At 69.2% G+C, this 16,088-nt stretch carries 16 protein-coding genes and 1 riboswitch; of the genes, 8 read left to right on the forward strand and 8 right to left on the reverse strand.

Annotation, left to right across the window (positions count from 1 at the left end):
- The first annotated feature begins 49 nt into the window (after window positions 1-49).
- Complete coding sequence (locus tag AC1HFW_RS20755) at window positions 50-577, forward strand: SET domain-containing protein (protein WP_061072836.1); 528 nt, start codon at window positions 50-52, stop codon at window positions 575-577.
- Window positions 578-961: 384 nt separating this feature from the next.
- A riboswitch (FMN riboswitch) is annotated at window positions 962-1,119 on the forward strand.
- A 108-nt stretch (window positions 1,120-1,227) separates the two neighbouring features.
- Window positions 1,228-1,941 (forward strand): 3,4-dihydroxy-2-butanone-4-phosphate synthase, encoded by a 714-nt coding sequence (gene ribB / locus AC1HFW_RS20760; protein WP_006392189.1) that lies wholly within the window; start codon window positions 1,228-1,230, stop codon window positions 1,939-1,941.
- 103 nt (window positions 1,942-2,044) lie between these two features.
- Here the strand turns inward: ribB and AC1HFW_RS20765 are convergent, their stop codons facing one another.
- Window positions 2,045-3,253: an MFS transporter gene (locus tag AC1HFW_RS20765; protein WP_479285120.1), complete on the reverse strand. Its 1,209-nt coding sequence runs from the start codon at window positions 3,251-3,253 to the stop codon at window positions 2,045-2,047.
- Window positions 3,254-3,404: 151 nt separating this feature from the next.
- On the opposite strand from AC1HFW_RS20765, the gene AC1HFW_RS20770 reads away from it, so the two are divergent.
- Entirely contained in the window at window positions 3,405-4,061 is a 657-nt protein-coding gene (locus AC1HFW_RS20770) for a TetR/AcrR family transcriptional regulator (RefSeq protein ID WP_479285121.1), read from the forward strand.
- Between the two features lie 40 nt (window positions 4,062-4,101).
- On the opposite strand, the gene AC1HFW_RS20775 is transcribed toward AC1HFW_RS20770, so the two are convergent.
- From AC1HFW_RS20775 to AC1HFW_RS20800, 6 genes are all read right to left on the reverse strand, one after another.
- Window positions 4,102-4,599: a nucleoside 2-deoxyribosyltransferase gene (locus AC1HFW_RS20775; protein WP_479285122.1), complete on the reverse strand. Its 498-nt coding sequence runs from the start codon at window positions 4,597-4,599 to the stop codon at window positions 4,102-4,104.
- 4 nt (window positions 4,600-4,603) lie between these two features.
- A complete protein-coding gene (locus AC1HFW_RS20780; RefSeq protein WP_479285123.1) occupies window positions 4,604-5,173 on the reverse strand; it encodes a flavin reductase family protein in 570 nt (189 codons plus the stop codon).
- Window positions 5,174-5,184: 11 nt separating this feature from the next.
- On the reverse strand, window positions 5,185-5,640 hold the full coding sequence (locus AC1HFW_RS20785) for a nuclear transport factor 2 family protein (RefSeq protein WP_479285124.1): 456 nt from the start codon (window positions 5,638-5,640) through the stop codon (window positions 5,185-5,187).
- A gap of 187 nt (window positions 5,641-5,827) precedes the next feature.
- Window positions 5,828-6,439, reverse strand: a complete 612-nt coding sequence (locus AC1HFW_RS20790) for an NAD(P)-dependent oxidoreductase (protein ID WP_006392183.1) — start codon at window positions 6,437-6,439, stop codon at window positions 5,828-5,830.
- Between the two features lie 169 nt (window positions 6,440-6,608).
- Window positions 6,609-7,535 (reverse strand): 2-dehydropantoate 2-reductase, encoded by a 927-nt coding sequence (panE, locus tag AC1HFW_RS20795; RefSeq protein WP_241067931.1) that lies wholly within the window; start codon window positions 7,533-7,535, stop codon window positions 6,609-6,611.
- Between the two features lie 130 nt (window positions 7,536-7,665).
- Window positions 7,666-8,580 carry a rhodanese-like domain-containing protein gene (locus tag AC1HFW_RS20800; RefSeq protein ID WP_116522706.1) on the reverse strand — a complete coding sequence of 305 codons (915 nt, stop codon included), beginning with the start codon at window positions 8,578-8,580 and terminating at the stop codon, window positions 7,666-7,668.
- Window positions 8,581-9,031: 451 nt separating this feature from the next.
- Here AC1HFW_RS20800 and AC1HFW_RS20805 point away from each other — a divergent pair, with 451 nt between their 5' ends.
- The 5 genes from AC1HFW_RS20805 to AC1HFW_RS20825 are packed head-to-tail and all read left to right on the forward strand — an operon-like array spanning window position 9,032 to window position 14,952.
- The gene (locus AC1HFW_RS20805; protein ID WP_241075628.1) at window positions 9,032-10,063 is read left to right on the forward strand and encodes a BMP family protein; all 1,032 of its coding nucleotides are present in this window, start codon (window positions 9,032-9,034) and stop codon (window positions 10,061-10,063) included.
- Window positions 10,060-11,589: an ABC transporter ATP-binding protein gene (locus AC1HFW_RS20810; RefSeq protein ID WP_061072844.1), complete on the forward strand. Its 1,530-nt coding sequence runs from the start codon at window positions 10,060-10,062 to the stop codon at window positions 11,587-11,589. The genes AC1HFW_RS20805 and AC1HFW_RS20810 overlap by 4 nt, the downstream gene beginning before the upstream one ends.
- Before the next feature lie 31 nt (window positions 11,590-11,620).
- Complete coding sequence (locus AC1HFW_RS20815) at window positions 11,621-12,694, forward strand: ABC transporter permease (RefSeq protein ID WP_479285125.1); 1,074 nt, start codon at window positions 11,621-11,623, stop codon at window positions 12,692-12,694.
- Window positions 12,695-12,704: 10 nt separating this feature from the next.
- On the forward strand, window positions 12,705-13,655 hold the full coding sequence (locus AC1HFW_RS20820; protein WP_006389489.1) for an ABC transporter permease: 951 nt from the start codon (window positions 12,705-12,707) through the stop codon (window positions 13,653-13,655).
- 16 nt (window positions 13,656-13,671) lie between these two features.
- Window positions 13,672-14,952 carry an amidohydrolase family protein gene (locus AC1HFW_RS20825; RefSeq protein WP_479285126.1) on the forward strand — a complete coding sequence of 427 codons (1,281 nt, stop codon included), beginning with the start codon at window positions 13,672-13,674 and terminating at the stop codon, window positions 14,950-14,952.
- A 27-nt stretch (window positions 14,953-14,979) separates the two neighbouring features.
- Here the strand turns inward: AC1HFW_RS20825 and AC1HFW_RS20830 are convergent, their stop codons facing one another.
- Window positions 14,980-15,981, reverse strand: a complete 1,002-nt coding sequence (locus AC1HFW_RS20830) for a Bug family tripartite tricarboxylate transporter substrate binding protein (protein WP_061072847.1) — start codon at window positions 15,979-15,981, stop codon at window positions 14,980-14,982.
- Window positions 15,982-16,088: the final 107 nt, after the last annotated feature.

The raw sequence follows: 16,088 nt of genomic DNA on the forward strand, positions 1-16,088 counted from the left end.
AGCGCGCCGATATAATTCTGTTTCGTCTCACCGCCACACTCGCCACTCAATGACCACCGAAGACACCCCCATCAAGCCCTGGTACGTCGTGCGCCGCTCCAAGCTGCACGGCAACGGCGTCTTCGCCGCCCGCAAGATCCCCGCGGGCACCCGCATCATCGAGTACGGCGGCGCCCGCATCAGCGCCAAGGAAGCCGACCGTCGCCACCCCACCAACCCCGACGATCCCTTCCACACCTTCTTCTTCGCCCTGAGCTCTGGCCGCGTCATCGACGGCGGCGACCAGGGCAACGACGCCCGCTGGATCAACCATTCCTGCGAACCCAACTGCGAAGCCCAGGAAGGCAAGCACGGCAAGCGCGTCTACATCGTCGCCCTGAAAGACCTCCCGCGCGGCACCGAACTCTCCTACGACTACGGCCTGGTCCTCGACGGCCGCATCACCAAGGCCCTGAAGGAAGGCTACAAGTGCCTCTGCGGCACCCCCCCGTGCCGCGGCACCATGCTGGCCCTGCCCGAAAAGAAGAAGAAAAAGAAACAAGCCGAACCGGAAGCCGCAACGGAAACCGCGAAGTAAACAAACCGCAAGGGCACCAACAGCGCAGCCCCCACAGCCGCGCTCGCCCAACACCCGGCATCCAGCCCCAGCCACGCCCGCCCCACCGCCATGCGGCCCGCGACCGTGGCGATACCGGGCCACCGCTGCCCCGACGCAAGCCCCTCAAACGCCAAAGAAGGCCGCCCGCGCGGCCGCCTTTGGCAACCCCGCAAAATCCTCCACCCCAGCCCGGCCCTGGGCCAGAACGCCAAGCACACCGCTCTCCCCAGCGCCCGTGAAGGTACAACCGCCAAAAGAACCCCACCCCCCACCAGCAAAAACCCCCACCCGAAATAAGCATATTCCGCACCATTCCCCGGACAGGCGTAAAATCCCTAACGTCGTTAACACGACAAACAAGCAGTACGTCTTCAGGGCGGGGCGAAATTCCCCACCGGCGGTATGCCAAGCAATTTGGCGAGCCCGCGAGCGCCCGGCGTCCTTCACGGAGGACACCGGGGTCAGCAGATCTGGTGAGATGCCAGAGCCGACGGTCACAGTCCGGATGAGAGAAGATGTGCCGTCACACGCCCCCTGCCCAGGCCGCACACGCCTGGACAGCCGGTTTGCGTTCGGCTGTCGATGAGCCCTGAAACGTTTTTCGCCCACTTTTTCGCGAGAGCGTTTCAATGTCCAACGTTACCCTTACCCCGCAGTCCCCCAGCCTGGCCGCCCAGCCCTTCGCCGTGCGCCTGCAACGCGCCCTGCATCACCTGCGCCTGGGCCGTCCCGTCATCCTCATGGATGACTTCGACCGTGAAAACGAAGCCGACCTCATCGTCGCCGCCGACAAGCTGACCGTGCCCGTCATGGCCCAGCTGATCCGCGACGGCAGCGGCATCGTCTGCCTGTGCCTGCCCGGCGAAGTCCTCGACCGCCTCGACCTGGCCCCCATGGTCCAGCGCAACCAGAGCCGCTTCGCCACCGCCTTCACCGTCTCGATCGAAGCGCGCGAAGGCGTCAGCACCGGCGTGTCGGCCGTCGATCGCGTCACCACCATCCGCGCCGCCATCGCGCCCACCGCCCAGGCCGACGACATCGTCAGCCCCGGCCACGTCTTCCCGCTGCGGGCCCAGGCCGGCGGCGTGCTGACCCGCCGCGGCCACACCGAAGGCTCGGTCGACCTGGCCACCCTGGCCGGCCTGCGCCCCGCCGGCGTGCTGTGCGAACTGATGAACGCCGACGGCACCATGATGCGCGGCGCCGCGCTCGAGCGCTACGCCGCCCAGCACGGCCTGGTCGCCCTGACCATCGCCGAACTGGCCGACCACCTGCAGCAGCTGCGCGACGGCCAGGCCCAGCCGGTCGACGACGAAGTGCTGGAAATGGCCGCCACCGTCTGAACGTGAAAAGGCGCCCGCTTGCCGCGGGCGCCTTGACCGTCAATCGAGACGCCCTGCGCGGCAGCCCGGTCCGGGCGTGCGCGCTGGGCGCAATGCCGCGGCCTTACGCGGCGGCCACCCGGCCCCGCAGCGCCAGCGCCACGAACACCGCGCCCAGCGCGCACGCGCCGCCCAGCGCATAGACCGCGCCGTAGCCCTGCATCCCGGCCAGCCAGCCGGCGACGGGACTGGCGATGCCCAGCGCCACGTCCAGGAACGCCACGTACGCCCCCATGGCCGCGCCACGGCTGGCCGGCGGCACGCGGCGCACCGCTTCCACGCCGAACGCCGGGAACGCCAGCGAATAGCCCGCGCCGCTCAACAGCGCGCCGGCGAACGCCCACATCGGCGTCGGGCTCATCCAGATCAGCCATTGGCCGGCCGCCTCGATCAGCACGCACACCAGCGCCACGCGCGCGCCGCCCAGCTTGTCGGGCAGCCCGGCGAAGAACAGCCGCGCCACGATGAAGCCGACGCCGAACAGGCTGAACATCCACGCCGCACCGTCCCAGCCGCGCTGGGCGAACAGCAGGCTGATGAAGGCGGTGATGACACCGAAGCCGACGCTGGTCAGCGCCAGGCCCAGGCCCGGCAGCATCACCAGGCCCAGCACGCGGTAGAACGGCGTGCGCACGCCGCCGGCCGCCGGCACGCCGCGCTGCGGCAGCACCAGCGCCAACGCCAGCACGGGAATGAAGACCGTGGCCCAGGCGATGCCTTCGAAACCGGCCGCGCCGTACAAGCGCATGCCGGCCGGCGCGCCCAGCCCGAAGGCGGCATAGATGGCCACGCCGACCCAGGCCATCACGCGGCCCGCGTTCTGCGGCCCGACGCGGCCCACGCCCCAGCTGAGCGCGCCGGTGACGATCAGGCTTTCGGCGCAACCCATGAGTGCGCGGCCGGCCATCAGCGCGGCCAATGCCGCGCGCGGCTGCGACACCAGCGCGTCGGCCAGCAGGTAGAGCAGGCCGGCCGCCGAGCCCAGCAGGAAGCCGGTGACCACGGCGCGCTTGGCGCCGCGGCGGTCGGCCAGCGCGCCGGACCAGGCGCGCGACAGCAAGGCCGCCGCGAACTGCAGGCCGGCGACGATGCCCACCACCAGCGCGCCCTGCGCCAGCACGCCGTCGACGTAGAGCGGCAGCACCGGCATGGGCAGGCCGACCATGAAGAAGCCGACGAAGACCGCCAGCGCCAGGGGCAATATCTGCATGAAAACGGGACGCGCGGTCCCGCCGGCCGCGGGCAGCGCCGCGGCCGTCGAAGCATTCGACATGAGAATTCCTTGGAAGAGGGAAACGGCACCGGGCGGCCCGCTCGCCTTGATCGACGATGGCATAATCGGCCGGTGCTCGACGCGATTCCCGTTGCGTATCGAAATTTTATGAGCCGGTGCTCAGGTTTGAAACTCGCTTTCCCAGAACTCCATGACATCCATCCCGCAGCCCCGTAAATCGCCGCGCCAGCAACGGTCGCAGCAGACCGTGGACACCATTTTGCAGGCGACGGCTCGCGTTCTGGCCGAGCACGGCTACGCTGGCACCAACACCAACCGGATCGCCGAGACCGCCGGCGTCAGCGTCGGATCGCTGTACCAGTACTTCCCCAACAAGAACGCGCTGATCGCCGCGCTGCACGATCGGCACGACGAGCAGATGCTGGCGCTGATCGACACGGTGCTGGACGGCAACCCCGCGGCCACGCTGCGCGAGCGGGTCGCGGCCATCGTCGCCGCCTCGCTGCATGCGCACCTGCTGGAGCCGGCGCTGCACCGCGTGCTGGAACGGGAATTTCCGCTGTTCGACCAGCCGCGCGACCACAGCCGCGCCGACCAGGACATCCACCGCCGCATGCGCCACCTGCTGGAACTGCATCGCGAAGAGATCGCGCAACAGGACCGCGAGCTGGCGACCTACGTGGTGCTGCGCATCATGGAATCGCTGGTGCACGCGACGGCGCTGGAGCCGCCGGCCGGCTTCAGTCCGGAACAGCTGGAGGAGGCCGTGGTGGATGCGGTGATGGGATACCTGGGCGCGCCGGCGGCCGGCGCCAAGGCCAAGCCCGCCCGCAAGACAGCGCGCTAGCGGCGCGCGAACGACACGCTAACGGCACGCTAACGACGCACTAGTCGCGCGCCATGCGCGCCAGGCAGTCGGCGGCGTCGCCCACCACGATGCGGGCGCTGCACGCCAGCATCAGGTTCAGATTCAAGCCGAAGTCCTCGACCGTGAAGCCCTGCGCGTCCACCGCGCGCGCCGGGTCATCGGCGGCCACGCCCACGGCGACCTGCTGGCGCACGCTGCCGGCCTGCGCCGTATAGCCCCACACCGGCTTGCCCAGGGCGATGGCGTAGCCGACCTCGAAGGCCGTGCCCGAATCGGGCTCGGCGCCGCGGAACGTATTGAGATTGGCCATCACCAGGTCGGCGCGCTGGATCATCGCCACGTTGGCCTGGTAGATCCACTGCGCCAGGGCCGCGCCGGACAGGCCGGCGGGCGGCGTGTTGTCCAGCGGGTACAGCCCCTCGAAGCCGTGCGCGGCGGCCAGCGCCTTGAGCCGCGCGCCTTGCGCCACCGCGTCGGGCAGGAACACGTCGAAGCCGGCCAGGTAGACGCGGCGCATGGGCTTACTCCGGATCGGAGACCGAGAATGCTTCGCCGGTGGCGAAGAAGGAACCGCCCGCGACGTAGTGCACCGAGCGGCGCGCGTCGTCATCGAAGTGCCAGCGGTTGCCCGAGAACACGTCGGGCGCGGCCCAGGCCGCCACCACCTCGCCGATGAACAGGTCGTAGGCCTGCTGGTTGTGCGGCTCGGGCACGACCTTGCATTCCAGCCAGCCGAGGCAGCCCTCGACCAGCGGCGCGCCGATCTTGCTGGCGGGGAAGGTGGCCAGGCCGCTGGCCTGGAACTTGTCTTCCTCGCGCCCCGAACGCGAACCGACCTGCAACGTGGCCCGGGCCTGGGCGCGCGACGGAATGCACAGCGCGAATTCGCCGGATGCCTCGATCAGCGTGCGGGTATGGGTGTTCTTGTCCACCACCACCAGCATCTTGGGCGGGCTGAAGTCCAGCGGCATGGCCCAGGCCGCGGCCATGACGTTGCGCTCGGCGCCGTGGGCGCTGGTGACCAGCACGGTGGGGCCGTGGTTCAGCAGCAGGTAGGCGCGGGACAGTTCGACGGGTTCGATGGCGGACATGGGCGGCCTGCTCAGAACATGCCGTTCTTGTTGGCGGGGTTTTCGGGGATTTCCTGGCTCACGTCCCAGTGCTCGACGATCTTGCCGTTCTCGACGCGGAAGATGTCGACCACGGCCTGGCCGCGGTCTTCCGGCGACTCGCGCCACAGGTTGTGGATCACCACCAGGTCGCCCTCGGCGATGACGCGCTTGATGTCGACGGTGGCCTGCGGGTGCTGCTCGAAGTAATGGGGGAAGAAATCCACCATCGGCTCGACGCCGTCGCGCATGTAGGGGTTGTGCTGGGTGTAGTTGTTCTTGGCGACATACAGGCGCACCGCCTCGTCGATCTCGCGGTCCTGGAACATCATGCGGAAGAACGCCACCACGATGTCCTTGTTCGACTGCGGCGTGGCGGCCTGGACCGGGGCCAGACAGCTGGCGGCCAGCAGCAAACACAGGGCCAACGATTTCAACTTCATGCTCATACTGACTACTCGGGTCGTGCGCCGGCTTGGCGGCCTGCCAGTTTACAAACAAAACCGGCCAAATCGACCCTGCCGCCAGTGCGGCCTTGCCTGAAAAGCGCACGGCCCCCTGTGGGGGACAGGGGGCCGTGGCCAGCCGGGTATCGCATGCAAACAACACCGCGCGCGCGGCGCGGCCTGCCCGCGATCAGTAGCCGACGGTAAAGCGGCGGCGCGAATGCTTGGGCGCCTCGATTTCGTCGGCCAGGGCGATGGCGTAGTCTTCCATCGAGATCCAGCTCTTGCCGGCCTCGTCGACCAGCAGCGTGTCGTCGCCGAGGCGGAACTTGCCGGTGCGTTCACCCGGCTCGAACAGCGCCGAAGGCGACAGGAACGTCCAATTTAGGACCTTTTCCTGGCGCAGCGCGTCCAGGAACACCACGCCGCCGCGGGCTTCGGGCTTGTAGGCGTCGGGGAATTCGGGGGTGTCGATCAGCAGCTTGCCGGGCGCCACTTCCAGGCTGCCGGCGCCGCCGACCACCAGCAGGCGCGGCACGCCGGCGTCCTTCACGGCGGCCAGCAGCGGCTTGGCGTCGGCCGACACGAAGCGCGAGGCGCTAACCACGGCATCGTGGCCCTTGAGCAGCGGCGTCAGGCCGTGCGGATCGGTGGCGTCGCCCTGTTCGATGGTCAGGCCGGGCTGGGGATTGACGTCGCCCAGGTTGCGGGCGATGCCGGTCACCTGGTGGCCGCGCTTGAGCAGTTCGTCCGCCACGCGGGAACCCACGCGGCCGGTAATTCCGATCAAAGCGATTTTCATGGTCTTGCTCCTTGGAAGGTGGGCGCCGGGCGGCGGCCGCGCGTTGCGGTCCTGTCCTGCCCGGGCTCAGGCAAAGCCATACTATTCGGCCCGACCGGATCCAGGAACCCACGGGGATGGAAGAGTTTTTTGCAATCCATGCACCAATCGGGCTCCCGTTCCTCCGGCCTCAGGCCGCGGCGCGTTGCGCCTGGTAGACCTGCAGATGGGTGTACGCCGTGCGCAGGCAGGTGGCATCCACGCCCAGCGTGCGGGCGCGCCGCACCATGTCGCCGACGATGTGGTCGGCCTCGACCGGCAGGCCCTGGCGCAGGTCGCGGAACATCGAGGCGGTCATGGCCTGGGACGGATCGGTCAGGATCTTGAGCGCGGCGGCATCGGCATCGGGCCGCACCGCGTGGCCGCTGGCGGCGGCGACCGATTGCGATTCGCGCAGCAGGCCGCGCACGATGTCGGCGCCGTCGTCGGTGGAGGCGATCTGGCCGACCGTGCCGCGCATCAGGCAGGTGGCGGCGGCCAGCGTCGTCAGGAACACGTATTTTTCCCAGATGTCCTGGTGGATGTCCTCGCTCAGGCGGCTGACGTATTCGCCGCCGGCCAGGGCCTCGGCCAGCGCCACGCAGCGGGCGCTGCGAGCCGGGCCGGCGCGCTCGCCGAAGACGATGCTGGCGTGCTTGCCCAGGTGCACCACCTGGCCCTCGGGGCCGAGCGTGGCGTTGATCTGGCACAGGCCGCCCAGCACCCGGTGCGGCTCGAATTCGCGGTCCAGCACGTCGTACTGCAGCACGCCGTTCATGATGGGCAGCACCGCGGTATCGGGGCCGACGGCGGGGCGGATAGCGTCGATGGCGCTCTGCAGGTCGTAGGCCTTGCAGCTGAGCACCACCACGTCGTAGAAGCCCTTCAGGGTGTCGGCGGTGGCCAGCTGCGGCTGCAGCGTGACGTCGCCGAACGGGCTTTCGATGCGCAAGCCCTGCTCGCGCAGGCGCTGGGCGCGGGCCTCGCGCACCAGGAACGTCACGTCGGCGCCCGCCTGGGCGGCGCGGCCGCCGAAATAGCCGCCGGTGCCGCCGGCGCCCAAGAACAACAACTTCATGCCTGTCTCCCTGGCCCGTCAAAGGCGCGGGCCGATGGAGCCATTATGCGCCCGTGGCGGCGCCGGGCGAGGGCCGAAACCGCGCGGGCGCCCATGGCCCGGACAGGCGCCGCGCGCCCCCGGCACGCCGTCAGGCCGGGTGCGCGTGCCGCGCCCAGGCCTCGTAGCCGCCGCGCAGCGCCCAGGTGTTGGGATAGCCGGCGGCGCGCAGGCGCGCGGCCAGCATCGCGGCCGAGACCTCGTTGGGGCAGGCGCAATAGACCACGATGTCGGCGGCCTCGGCGCCGGCCTCCAGGGCCGGCAGCGGCGCCCGCAGGTCGACGGCGATGGCGCCCGGGATGCGGTCGGCCTCGCGCATCGCCTCGGGCCGCACGTCGAACACCAGCGCCTGGCGGCCGTCCTGGCGCCACTGCATCAGCTCGTCGACCGACAGCCGCGGAATCACGCGCAGGTTGCGCTTGAGGATCCAGCGGCGCAGGGCGCGCGCGATGATGTACAGCGCCAGCACCGCCGCCAGCAGGGCCAGCCCCATCGGGCCATAGGTGCCGAGCACGTCCAGCACGTCGTTGACGACGCCGTGGAACAGGCCGCCCAGCAGCAGGGCCGAGCCGGCCCAGATCATGGCGCCCACCAGGTCGTAGGCCAGAAAGCGGCGGTACGGCGTGCCGGTCAGGCCGGCCATCACGGTGGACAGGGCGCCGGCGCCCGGCAGGAACTTGCACACCAGCAGGGCGCGCACGCCGATGCGCAGGTACAGCCGCTGGGTCTGGCGGATGCAGGAGTCCTGCGACAGCGACATCCTGCAGATCACGCCCAGCAGGCGCGCGCCGTAGCGCTGGCCGGCCGCGTACCAGAGCGAGTCGGCCAGCAGGCAGGCGAGGGTGGCCGCCAGCCACGGCGCCAGCCAGCCGGCCGAGCCGGCCAGGGCGCCGGCGGCGATCAGCATGGGATAGGCGGGCACGGGCAGGCCCGCTTGCTCGACCAGCACGTTGGCGAAGACGAGCCAGCCGCCGTACTGCTCGAGCAGCAATTGAATGTCTTGCATGGTGGGTTCCGGCTTGCCGCGCACGGGCGCGGCGCTATGCGGGGAATTTTAGGCGCACGGCCGCGCCGATGGCCGCTTGGCGATAGGCTTCCAGGGCCTTTCGGGCCCATTTCGGCCGCAACAGCCTGTTCCACGACGAAAAGTGTCCACGCACCGCGACGGTGCGCACCATCCTGGTGCCACGTTTCCCCGCTAGGGTGCCTATAATCCCGCCCGGCCATCAGGATTCCCCCGACTTGCCGCGGGAATGCCCCATGGCATACAACTTGCTTCGCCAGGACTGGCCGCGAACCCGCCCATTCGGATGGGGCGCGCCGCCCCGGCGCTCCCCCCATCCGATGACCGATCCCACGCCCTCGACCCCGCCCGCCCACGCGTGCCGCACCGCGACGCCCGGACATCGCCGCCATCCCTCCCATTCCCCATCCATCCTCGCGAAGGAGACTTGCGCATGAAATCCTTTTCCCTCCCGGCCGCCGGCGGCATTGCCCGCCGTGGCCTGCTGAAGCTGGCCGCGGCCGCCGCCGGCGCGCTGCTGCTGTCGGCCGGCGCCCAGGCCCAGGCGCCCGCCAAGACCAAGGTCGCCGCCATCTATACGGTGCCGGTCGAGCAGCAATGGGTGTCGCGCATCCACAAGGCGTTGATCGCCGCGCGCGACCGGGGTGAAATCGAATACACGTTCTCGGAAAACGTCACCAACGCCGACTACGAACGCGTCATGCGCCAGTACGCCGAGCAGGGCAACAAGCTGGTGGTGGGCGAGGCCTTCGCGGTCGAAGCCGCCGCCCGCAAGGTGGCCAAGGACTACCCGCAGACCGCCTTCCTGATGGGCTCGTCGGGCAAGCCGCAGCAACCCAACTTCTCGGTGTTCGACAACTACATCCAGGAACCGGCCTACCTGACCGGCATGATCGCCGCCGGCATGAGCAAGACCGGCAAGATCGGCCTGGTGGGCGGCTACCCCATCCCCGAAGTGAACCGCCTGATGCAGGCCTTCATCGAGGGCGCCAAGGAAATCAATCCCAAGACCGAATTCACCGTGACCTTCATCGGCTCGTGGTTCGATCCCCCGAAGGCCAAGGAAGCCGCCTTCGCCATGATCGACAAGGGCGCGGACGTGCTGTACGCCGAGCGCTTCGGCGTGTCGGACGCCGCCAAGGAACGCGGCAAGCTGGCCATCGGCAACGTCATCGACACCCAGCCGCAGTACCCCGAGACCGTGGTGGCCTCGGCGCTGTGGAGCATGGAGCCGACCATCGACGAGGCGCTCAAGCAGGTCAAGGGCGGCACCTTCAAGGCCGCCGACTTCGGCCAGTACTCGCTGATGAAGCACAAGGGTTCGTCGCTGGCGCCGCTGGGCACCTTCGAGAGCAAGATCCCGGCTGACCTGATCGCCAAGGTGCAGGCCAAACAGAAGGCCATCCTGGACGGCAGCTTCAGCGTGCAGGTCAACGACAAAGAACCCAAGTCGTCGGCACGATGAATCAAGCGCCTCTCGCCCTGCGGCTGGCAGGGATCACCAAACGCTTCGGCAGCCTGACGGCCAATGACGATGTCTCGCTGACGCTGGCGCAAGGCGAAGTGCTGGCCCTGCTGGGCGAGAACGGCGCCGGCAAATCAACCCTGGTGTCGATCCTGTTCGGCCACTATGTGGCCGACGCCGGCAGTATCGAAGTCTTCGGCCAGCCGCTGCCGCCCGGCCGGCCCGACGCCGCGCTGGCGGCGGGCGTGGGCATGGTGCACCAGCACTTCACGCTGGCCGACAACCTGACCGTGCTGGACAACATCATGGTCGGCACCGAATCGCTGTGGAAGCTGGCCTCGGGCCGCGGCCAGGCGCGCCGCCGCCTGGTCGAGCTGGGCCAGCGCTTCGGCCTGGGCGTGGACCCGGACGCGCGCGTCGGCGGCCTGTCGGTGGGCGAGAAGCAGCGCGTCGAGATCCTCAAGGCGCTGTACCGCGGCGCCAAGGTGCTGATCCTGGACGAGCCCACCGCCGTCCTCACGCCGCAGGAAGTGCAGGACCTGTTCGCCACGCTGCGCGGCTTCGTCGACGAGGGCCTGGCCGTCATCTTCATTTCGCACAAGCTGGACGAGGTCATGGCCGTGTCGCGCCGCGTCGCGGTGCTGCGCCAGGGCAAGCTGGTGGCCGAGCGCGAGACCGCCGCCACCACGCCGGCCGAACTGGCCGAGCTGATGGTCGGCCGCAAGGTCGCCATGCCGCACGCCGAAGCCATGGCGGCGGCCGGCCAGGCCGCGCCCGTGGTGACGCTGTCGCAGGTCACGGTGCGCGACCAACGCGGCGGCGCGCCGCGCCTGGACAGCCTGGACCTGGTGGTGCACAAGCACGAGATCGTGGCCATCGCCGGCGTCGCCGGCAACGGCCAGCAGGCGCTGGTGTCGGTGCTGACCGGCCTGCGCCAGCCGGCCGACGGCACCATCCGCCTGGGCCCCGAACACGCGGCCGCGCCCACCACGCCGGCCGGCTGGACCGCCGCCCACGTGGGTCGCATTCCCGAGGACCGCCACGGCGAAGGCATGATCGGCGACAGCCCGCTGTGGGAAAACGCCATCGTCGAAGACCTGAAGGACCCGCGCTTCTCGCGCTTCGGGCTGATCCGCGCCAAGGCCGGCCGCGCCTACGCGGCGGCGCTGGCCAAACAGTTCGACGTGCGCGCCGCCTCGCTCGACGTGCGCACCCGCAGCCTGTCGGGCGGCAACATGCAGAAGCTGATCCTGGGCCGCACCCTGGCGCGCGAGCCGCGCTTCATCGTCGCCGACCAGCCCACCTGGGGCCTGGACATCGGCGCGGTGGCCTACGTGCGCGAACAGCTGCTGGCCGCGCGCCGGCGCGGCGCCGGCATCCTGCTGGTCTCGGAAGACCTGGAAGAGATCTTCGCGCTGGCCGACCGCATCGCGGTGCTATGCGGCGGCAAGCTGGTCGCCGACAAGCCGGTCGCGCAATGGACGCCCGCCAGCGTCGGCCTGGCCATGACGGGCACGCGCGCCTGACGCCGCGCCCCTTCTACTGAGCATTTCTCGAATGAAACTGATCCTGGAACGCCGCCCCGAGCCCAGCCGCGCCGCGCTGGCCCTGGCCCCGATCGCGGCCATCCTCTTTACGCTGGCGGTCTGCGCGCTGCTGGTGGCCTGGGCCGGCGCGCCGGTGGGCCGCACCTACGCGCTGCTGTTCGAAGGCGCCTTTGGCTCGAAATTCGCGCTGTCCGAAACCCTGACCCGCGCCACCCCGCTGATGCTGACCGGCCTGGCCTGTGCCGTGGCCTTTCGCGCGCGCTTCTACAACATCGGCGCCGAGGGCCAGCTGTACCTGGGCGCGCTGACCGCGGTGGCGGTGGGCGGCCTGCACGACGGCACCGGCTTCGACCTGCCGATGCCGGCGCTGTTCGGCGGCATGATGCTGGCGGCGGCGCTGGCCGGCGCCTTGCTGCTGCTGATCCCGGCCCTGCTCAAGACGCGCCTGGGCGTGGACGAGGTGGTGACCACGCTGCTGGGCAACTTCATCGTGCTGCTGTTCGTCTCGATGATGCTGGACGGCCCCATGAAGGACCCGATGGCGATGGGCTGGCCGCAGTCGGTCGCGCTCAATCCCGACCTGGAACTGGGCAAGCTGATCGAACGCACCCGCGCCCACACCGGCCTGCTGTGGGCCGCCGGCCTGGCGCTGGGCCTTTGGCTGCTGAACCGCTACACGGTGTTCGGCTTCCAGATGCGCGCGGTCGGCGCCAACGCGCACGCCTCGCGTTTCCTGGGCCTGCCGGTCAACCGCGTGATGCTGGGCACCGCCATGCTGTCGGGCGCGCTGGCCGGGCTGGCCGGCGCCATCGAGGTGGCGGGCCGCACCGGCTACGTCACGCTCGACATGTCGCCGGGCTACGGCTACACCGGCGTGGTGGTGGCCATGCTGGCCGGCCTGCATCCGCTGGGCGTGATCCTGGCCAGCATCTTCGTGGCCGGCATGCTGGTCGGCGCGGACAGCATGAGCCGCGCCATCGCGGTGCCGAACTACATCGCCGACGTCATCGTCGCCACCTCGTTGCTCGCCATGCTGGTCGCGACGCTATTCGCGCAGTACCGCCTGCGCCGCAACCGGGCTTGAGGAGCACGCCATGGAATGGATGGACCTGTTGAGTTCCGCGGCCTTCTGGGTCGCGGTGTTGCGGCTGGCGACGCCGCTGATCCTGGGCACGCTGGGCGTGCTGCTGTGCGAGCGCGCCGGCGTGTTGAACCTGGGCATCGAAGGCATCATGGCCGCCGGCGCCTTCACCGGCTGGCTGGTGGTGTACCTGGGCGCGCCGCTGTATGTCGGCGTGCTGGCGGCCGCGCTGGCGGGCGCCGTGTTCGGGCTGCTGCACGCGGTGCTGACGGTGCCGCTGGGCCTGTCGCAGCACGTCTCGGGCCTGGGCGTGACGCTGCTGGCCACCAGCCTGAGCTACTTCGCCTACCGCGTCACCTTCCCCAGCGTGAACACGCCGCCGACGATCACCCCGTTCGCCGAGATGAAGTTCCTGGACGGCATTCCGCTGATCGGCCCGGTGCTGGCCGGGCAGACGCCGATGACGCTGCTGGCGCTGGCCGCGGTGCCGATCCTGGCCTGGGTGCTGAACCGCACGCCGGTGGGCCTGGCGATCCGCATGGTGGGCGAGAACCCCGCCGCGGCCGAGGGCCAGGGCCTGTCGGTCACCCGGCTGCGCATGGGCGCCATCGTCGCCGGCTCGGCGCTGATGGGCGTGGCCGGCAGCTTCCTGACGCTGGCGGCCTTCAACGCCTTTTTCTTCAACATGGTCAACGGCCGCGGCTGGGTCTGCGTGGCGCTGGTGGTGTTCGCCTCGTGGCGGCCCGGCAAGGCGCTGCTGGGCGCGTTGATCTTCGCCTTCTTCGACGCGCTGCAGCTGCGGCTGCAGCAGGGCGGGGCGGCGCTGCCGGGCCTGCCCGAGCTGCCCTATCAGGTCTACCTGATGCTGCCCTATATTCTGTCCATCCTGGCCCTGGTGGTGATGGCGCGCCGCGCCGCCTACCCGCAGGCCCTGATGAAGCCCTACCGCAAGGGCGAACGGTAACCCACAAGGTTTGACTATGCTCGATCTGATCCTCAAGAACTGCACGCTGCCGGACGGCCGCCAGCACATCGACATCGGCGTGGCCCAGGGCCGCATCGTCGCCCTGGAACCGGCGCTGAAGGCCGAGGCCGCGCAAACGGTGGACGCCGCCGGCCAGCTTGTGGCGCCGCCGTTCGTCGACGCCCACTTCCACATGGACTCGACGCTGTCGTTCGGCCTGCCGCGCGTGAACCAGTCGGGCACGCTGCTCGAAGGCATCGCGCTGTGGGGCGAACTGAAGCCGCTGCTGACCCAGGAAGCGCTGGTCGAACGCGCGCTGGCCTATTGCGACTGGGCGGTGGCGCGCGGCCTGCTGGCGATCCGCTCGCACGTCGACGTGTGCGATCCGCGCCTGCTGGCGGTGGAAGCGCTGCTGCACGTGCGCGAGCAGGTCAAGCCGTACCTGGACCTGCAACTGGTGGCCTTCCCGCAGGACGGCGTGCTGCGCGCGCCCGGCGCGCTCGATAACCTGAAGCGCGCGCTGGACATGGGCGTGGACGTGGTCGGCGGCATTCCGCACTTCGAGCGCACCATGCAGGACGGCGCCGAGTCGGTGCGCATCCTGTGCGAACTGGCGGCCGAGCGCGGCCTGCGCGTGGACATGCACTGCGACGAAAGCGACGATCCGCTGTCGCGCCACATCGAGACGCTGGCCTATCACACGCAGCGCCTGGGCCTGCAGGGCCGCGTCACGGGCTCGCACCTGACCTCGATGCACTCGATGGACAACTACTACGTGTCCAAGCTGATCCCGCTGATGCGCGAGGCCGGCGTGTCGGCCATCGCCAACCCGCTCATCAACATCACGCTGCAAGGCCGCCACGACACCTATCCGAAGCGTCGCGGCATGACGCGCGTGCCCGAGCTGCTGGCGGCCGGCGTGCCGGTGGCGTTCGGCCACGACTGCGTGATGGACCCGTGGTACAGCCTGGGTTCCGGCGACATGCTGGAAGTGGCGCACATGGGCCTGCACGTGGCGCAGATGACCGGCCAGGACGCCATGCGCGCCTGTTTCCAGGCCGTCACGGCCACGCCGGCCAAGATCCTAGGGCTGGACGAAACCGGCCTGGAAGTCGGCAAGCGCGCCGACATGGTGCTGCTGCAGGCGCGCGACCCGGTCGAGGCGCTGCGCCTGCGCGCTACGCGCCTGATGGTGCTGCGCGCCGGCCAGGTGGTGGCGACCACGCCGCCGGCCACGGCAACGTTGAACTTGCCGGGGCGGCCGGCGCAGGTGAGTTTTCAGACGCCGGCGCGCTGATCTGGCGTTTCCCTGGCCCGCATGGGTTCAGTCGCCCTTGTAGTTGGCGGCATCAACGATAGGCCGCCAAAGTTTCACCATCTTCTGCTGCAACTGCGTCACTTCCCCTGGCGACGACCCGGGTAGCGGCTCATAGCCAATACTGAGAATGCGCGCACGGACCTCAGGCAAGGCGAGTACCTTGCGCATTGCCTGGTTCCAGCGGGCGACCTGCGCCTCTGGCGTGCCGGCAGGTGCATAGAGCGCATAGCTCGAGCCGCTGGTCAATGACGAGAAGCCGGCTTCCACAAACGTTGGGATCTCCGGCAATTGGCTGGCACGCTTGCTGCCGGACACCGCCAGGATGCGCAGCTTCCTGGCGCCATGCTGTTCCAGGAAAACACCCAGGCCATCGATGGCCGAGCCTATCTGGTTGCCGACAAGGTTGGTGACCATCGCCGGGCCTCCCTGAAAGGGAATGATCGTGATGTCCGTGTTGGCACGTCTCGCGAATTCATAAGCGAGAAAATGCAATGTCGACCCCTGGCCCGTTGTTCCGAGGCTGGCCTTGCCGCGGTCCTGGCTTGCAGCCTTGAGATAGTCATGAACGCTGTGATAAGGGGAGTCGGCGTTGACGGCCAGCGCGTAGGTCACCGTGGCCACGGAGGTGATGGGCACGAAATCCCTGGATGGATCGTAGCGAAGATTGGCGTAGACCATGGGCGCAATCACCATGGTGTCCAGCAAGGTCAGCAAGACCGTGTTGCCATCGGGCTTGGCGTGCTTGAGGACTTCCGCCGCGATGCGAGTGCTGGCGCCCGCTCGATTCTCCACCACGACGGCCTGGTTGAGTTCATTCCTGAGCTTTTCGACCAATATGCGTGCCATCGAGTCCGCCGCGCCACCCGCGGGAAACGGAACGATGAACTTCACAGGGGTGTCGGCCAGCGCCGCGGCGGGACGCAACGCGCTCAGCACCGCGAGCGTCCCCAATCCCATTGCTCCAAGGAAGATGCTGCGACGCATCGATCGTGTGAACCGGCTCACCATGATGTCTCCTTGACGAATTTTTCTGATGGGGATACGGGAGGAGCAAAGTATTGATGGACATCACACGCTTTGTCGAATCAGTTTCCTGGATACCGTATCAGAAAAAG

It is taken from the genome of Achromobacter sp. ISS7 (assembly GCF_056523125.1).

Bases quoted from the DNA above. Each gene is read 5' to 3' on its own strand.
- AC1HFW_RS20785 (WP_479285124.1), bottom strand. From the start codon at position 5,640: ATGAGCATGAAGTTGAAATCGTTGGCCCTGTGTTTGCTGCTGGCCGCC.
- AC1HFW_RS20800 (WP_116522706.1), bottom strand. From the start codon at position 8,580: ATGCAAGACATTCAATTGCTGCTCGAGCAGTACGGCGGCTGGCTCGTC.
- AC1HFW_RS20780 (WP_479285123.1), bottom strand. From the start codon at position 5,173: ATGTCCGCCATCGAACCCGTCGAACTGTCCCGCGCCTACCTGCTGCTG.
- AC1HFW_RS20755 (WP_061072836.1), top strand. From the start codon at position 50: ATGACCACCGAAGACACCCCCATCAAGCCCTGGTACGTCGTGCGCCGC.
- ribB (WP_006392189.1), top strand. From the start codon at position 1,228: ATGTCCAACGTTACCCTTACCCCGCAGTCCCCCAGCCTGGCCGCCCAG.
- AC1HFW_RS20775 (WP_479285122.1), bottom strand. From the start codon at position 4,599: ATGCGCCGCGTCTACCTGGCCGGCTTCGACGTGTTCCTGCCCGACGCG.
- AC1HFW_RS20770 (WP_479285121.1), top strand. From the start codon at position 3,405: ATGACATCCATCCCGCAGCCCCGTAAATCGCCGCGCCAGCAACGGTCG.
- AC1HFW_RS20810 (WP_061072844.1), top strand. From the start codon at position 10,060: ATGAATCAAGCGCCTCTCGCCCTGCGGCTGGCAGGGATCACCAAACGC.
- AC1HFW_RS20820 (WP_006389489.1), top strand. From the start codon at position 12,705: ATGGAATGGATGGACCTGTTGAGTTCCGCGGCCTTCTGGGTCGCGGTG.
- AC1HFW_RS20805 (WP_241075628.1), top strand. From the start codon at position 9,032: ATGAAATCCTTTTCCCTCCCGGCCGCCGGCGGCATTGCCCGCCGTGGC.
- AC1HFW_RS20825 (WP_479285126.1), top strand. From the start codon at position 13,672: ATGCTCGATCTGATCCTCAAGAACTGCACGCTGCCGGACGGCCGCCAG.
- AC1HFW_RS20790 (WP_006392183.1), bottom strand. From the start codon at position 6,439: ATGAAAATCGCTTTGATCGGAATTACCGGCCGCGTGGGTTCCCGCGTG.
- panE (WP_241067931.1), bottom strand. From the start codon at position 7,535: ATGAAGTTGTTGTTCTTGGGCGCCGGCGGCACCGGCGGCTATTTCGGC.
- AC1HFW_RS20815 (WP_479285125.1), top strand. From the start codon at position 11,621: ATGAAACTGATCCTGGAACGCCGCCCCGAGCCCAGCCGCGCCGCGCTG.
- AC1HFW_RS20765 (WP_479285120.1), bottom strand. From the start codon at position 3,253: ATGTCGAATGCTTCGACGGCCGCGGCGCTGCCCGCGGCCGGCGGGACC.
- AC1HFW_RS20830 (WP_061072847.1), bottom strand. From the start codon at position 15,981: ATGGTGAGCCGGTTCACACGATCGATGCGTCGCAGCATCTTCCTTGGA.